This window comes from Mesorhizobium sp., assembly GCF_005063415.1.
In the GTDB taxonomy this organism is placed as follows: Bacteria; Pseudomonadota; Alphaproteobacteria; order Rhizobiales; family Rhizobiaceae; genus Mesorhizobium.
The window spans coordinates 1-3,862 of sequence record NZ_SUEG01000263.1; the positions used below are offsets into that span (position 1 = coordinate 1).

Genomic DNA, 3,862 nt, shown 5'->3' on the forward strand with positions numbered 1-3,862 from the left:
GACCGGACCGGCATGTCGAGCAGGGTCGCCGCCTGTTCGTCGGTCAATTCCCATTTGCCGAAAAGATTGAGCGCGGCGCGAAACATGGCAGCCGCCTCGTCCTGGGTAACAGGATCGGCACGGAATGCCTCAGGGGCGGTATCGACGCGTTCAAGTGCTAACATGCGGTATCTCCATATGGCAGTTAATATCTCATTGTATGCCATTTGGCAATACGCGAGAACAGCGGAGCGCTGGAATGGTCGGAGCGCTTTCCGCGAGCTGCAGGAACAGGCGGGTTCGGTAGCGGATGCTCGCCGTGAAGCAGCCCTGCGCCTTGTACCAGTCGAGCAGCGCCGCGATCCATTCGGTCAGCTCAAGCTGCTGCCTGCCATTGACCAGGCTACGCTTGAGCATGAGTCTGAATAGCTTACTTGTAAACGGAGCTTGTGTTGCTGTGTAACAAACAGAGTAACAGGGGCGAAAAAACACAAATACTTCAATAGGATGGGAAGAAAATCGAGACGATAGGTCCGCCAACCATTTGTAGGCCTGTTCTGTCGGCCATAAACCCAGCCATCACCTTTTGGCCGATAAACTATGTCCTCCAGCATGTCACGATTCTCTACTAAGAGCTACCACTGATCTAGGTCCCAAGTAGGATCTGGTGAACTGCACCTGCTTGAGGACAGGTCGAACTGATGGTTGCGATCGCTCGCGTCGGCTCTTGAGCGAGGGGAGCCTAGCGGCGGTGGATTCCGATGAGTCGGTAATCGGCAACTCCGAAGCCAAGAAGCTGGAAGACGGGAGCGCGAGCTTGAACACATCCTCGGGCGCAAAACGTTGGAGAACGAGCCTCTCCGCGAGGTCCTTTCCTAAGCCCAGTCAAACCGATACCGCGGCCGATCTTCGATAGTTCCGGATGAAGACGGTGGCCGATGTTCTGTCGTTTCCTGCTCTAATCTCGCTGAGCGGACGAAAGGCAATTCCAAGCGTCATCGGCCTTCAAATATATGACCCGCGAGACGTTGTAACCAAATGGCCTGCTCCGCGTTCCTTTAACGGCGTTCGGCTGTGCCCTCGCAATCCAGCCTTGTGATTTCAGGATTTCTGAATGGTCAACCGGGACACGAGCCGGCATGAAGGAAGCTTCGACTGCCTGATCGTAGGTGGCGGGCCAGCGGGCCTAACGGCTGCGACTTACCTTGGAAGATTTCGAAGGCGAGTAATTGTTGTCGACGCAGATGAAAGCCGTGCAAAGTGGATTCCCTTGACGCGCAACTGCCCAGGCTTCCCAGACGGCATCACCGGCCCTGACCTGCTTGACCGCCTCGAACTGCAGGCTCCTCGATACGGCGCAAGCTTGGTCCGCGACAGGATCGTATCCATTCGCAAAACGAAGGCTGGGTTTTTGGCGGCCGCTTCATCTCCCATTCGTGCCCGCTCGGTGCTCATCGCAACCGGCGTTGTTGACATCCTCCCGGATCTTCCTAGCGCTACCGACATGATCCAAGCTGGCGTCTTGCGATTGTGCCCTATCTGCGACGGCTATGAAGCAATCGACAAACGGGTGGCCGTCATCGGACCAGCCGAACACGCGATAAAAAAGGCGCTGTTCATGCGCACCTTCACTCAGGATCTGACCGTGCTGATTACCGATCCATCCGAGCGCTCCCCGCAAGAGCGTACCAAACTCAAGAGGGCCGGAATTAAGATCGGTGTATGCAGACCCAATGCCGTTTGCGCCACGGGCCGGGAGGCGGTAGTGGAACTCATCGACGGCGCAACGCTCTCGTTTGACGCCATTTATCCTGCGATGGGCTCGACCATCCGCTCGAGGCTTGCGGTCGACCTTGGTGCATGCTGTGACAAAGCGGGCAATCTCGTCGTGGATTCGCGCCAGCGCACCGCAATCCGCGGACTTTATGCAGCCGGAGATGTGGTCAACGAGATCAATCAGCTTGCCGTAGCATTCGGCCACGCAGCGGTCGCTGCAACCGACATGCACAACTATCTTGCAAATGGTGACGGCGAGCATTGGTCCCAGGCCGAACACGGCCCACGGTGATATCATATGCGCATGGCGCCCGGCTCTGCCGCTGAGAACTAGGGGTGAGGAACGAAGAGGCACGGCGACCGTTCGTGGTCATGGGGTTCATCATGTTTCTTTTTCAAATCCTGCTACCTCGCGCGGATAATTCCGGCAGACCGTTTCCCAAACAGGAATTCGACCGGATCAAAGAGGAACTGGCCCAGCAGTTCGCCGGCGTCACGGCTTTTTTGCAGGCACCTGCCGAAGGACTGTGGCGGCAAGGCGGCGAGTGCAGCAATGATGAAATCGTCATCTTCGAGGTGATGACGGAGGAGATTGATCTGCGAGCCTGGCGAACACGCCGTGCGGACCTTGAGCGACGCTTTCGTCAGGACGAGGTGATCATCCGTTACTCATCGATCGGCGTCGTGTAGGATGCGTAGAGCTTCGGTTCCAGCGGCGGGCAGGTTCGACGCAGGTTGACCAGAACGGCAAAGGTGCGGAGCTCGAAGTCCGTCACACGATGCACATCAGCTCACGGCGATCAGCAACTCTTTCCAATTTCGCTGCCCGACTACCAGTGAATAGCAGTGCAGCGATGGAGACACCATCAATGACCTTGCGGGAGTGCTGTCCCGATGGATGGCCGGTACCACCGCCGGTTGGGATAGGCCCCCCTTTCCGCCAGCTAGGCGCCTAGCCGTCATGTGACGACCGGACTCGGGGGCGAAGCTCGACCCCTTCGGGATCATGAAGAGCAGCACGACAACAATGCTATGGATGCCAGCACGAGGGCTGTACCGGCTACTTTTCTAATATCTCAACCCATTTAGTCGACCGGGAACTTGCAGGGTAACAGGCTTCAACGTCGACTGCCGGACCGGCTGGATGTGCATGGATGTTGCTTGCGCCGCGAAGTGCTATCGGTCCCGCCATGGTCGATGTCCGCTCCTATGGCCCCGCCTCGGAACGCGCCGCGAACGAATTTCACGTCACGTAATCGCGGTCCATGTGTATGGGATGATGCCGCGGGCTTTTATCTAAGCAGCCCTTGTCCCATTGCAGCCGCCTTGAACGCGTCGAACGCAGCCTGTTGGCTGCAGTGGCCTGCCATGCATTCCTGGATCAATCGGATCGCTTTGAGCCGTCCTTGCCTGCCCATATACGGCCACGGTGGTTCAAGCGCTTTTGCGGCGTCAGCTATCGTCTTGACTACCGTGGCGTTGCGATATGGAAGTGCGGCACTCCACCCATTTCCAGCCTTCGGCGCGTACCGCCTCGGCCCCCGCCTCAAGCCTTTCGGCAACCAGCTTTTCCAGCAGCACCGTATCAGTGACATAACCGGCGTTGCGTTCATCGAACAGGTCGCGCTTTACGGCGCCGCCCGCCGCTTCATAGGCGGCCAGCCCGCCGATGAACTGGACACGCTTGTCCGTCGCAGCAACCAATTCCTCGGTGAGCGCGCGCCGGACGGAAAAAGCATCACGGTTCCAAGAGGGCAGAGCACTCCATACCTCAACCTGCCGCTGGTGATCGTCGTTAACGGTGAAGGCTGACAAGTGCGCAAAACTCATGTCCTCGTCGCGGAACATCTGCAACAGCACCGGCGACACGCGCGCCAAGGCCAGCCGTTTGCGCACGATGGTTTCGGTTGTTCCGAAACGAGCGGCAATGTCAGCGATCGCCTTGCCCTCTTTGGCCAAGACGTTGAAAGCCTCGTATTGATCGACCGGGTGCATGTCCTCCCGCATGACATTTTCGGAAAGGCTGATTCCCGTAGCCTCCTCGCCGGAGCGCTCCTTGCATTCGACGGGAAAATCCTTCGCGATCTCGCCAGCCTCGGCCAGCAGA

At 58.1% G+C, this 3,862-nt stretch carries 5 protein-coding genes and 2 pseudogenes; 3 read left to right on the forward strand and 4 right to left on the reverse strand.

What is annotated here, in order from left to right:
• Positions 1–206, reverse strand: a 206-nt coding sequence (locus E5W70_RS33255) for an antitoxin Xre-like helix-turn-helix domain-containing protein (protein ID WP_366509770.1), incomplete at its 3' end; no start/stop codon positions are given.
• On the reverse strand, positions 193–396 hold the full coding sequence (locus E5W70_RS31350) for a hypothetical protein (RefSeq protein ID WP_292665130.1): 204 nt from the start codon (positions 394–396) through the stop codon (positions 193–195). The genes E5W70_RS33255 and E5W70_RS31350, both read right to left, overlap by 14 nt.
• Before the next feature lie 295 nt (positions 397–691).
• Here E5W70_RS31350 and E5W70_RS31355 point away from each other — a divergent pair.
• From E5W70_RS31355 to E5W70_RS31365, 3 genes and pseudogenes are all read left to right on the forward strand, one after another.
• Positions 692–972, forward strand: a pseudogene (locus E5W70_RS31355) (IS3 family transposase); the annotation flags it as partial.
• A 121-nt stretch (positions 973–1,093) separates the two neighbouring features.
• Positions 1,094–2,047, forward strand: coding sequence for an NAD(P)/FAD-dependent oxidoreductase (locus E5W70_RS31360; RefSeq protein ID WP_292665132.1), 954 nt, complete (start codon positions 1,094–1,096; stop codon positions 2,045–2,047).
• Between the two features lie 44 nt (positions 2,048–2,091).
• The gene (locus tag E5W70_RS31365; protein ID WP_292665134.1) at positions 2,092–2,445 is read left to right on the forward strand and encodes a hypothetical protein; all 354 of its coding nucleotides are present in this window, start codon (positions 2,092–2,094) and stop codon (positions 2,443–2,445) included.
• A gap of 602 nt (positions 2,446–3,047) precedes the next feature.
• Here E5W70_RS31365 and E5W70_RS33260 read toward each other — a convergent pair.
• On the reverse strand, positions 3,048–3,173 hold the full coding sequence (locus tag E5W70_RS33260; protein WP_366509771.1) for a hypothetical protein: 126 nt from the start codon (positions 3,171–3,173) through the stop codon (positions 3,048–3,050).
• Positions 3,174–3,207: 34 nt separating this feature from the next.
• Positions 3,208–3,862: pseudogene (locus E5W70_RS31370) on the reverse strand (chromosome partitioning protein ParB); the annotation flags it as partial.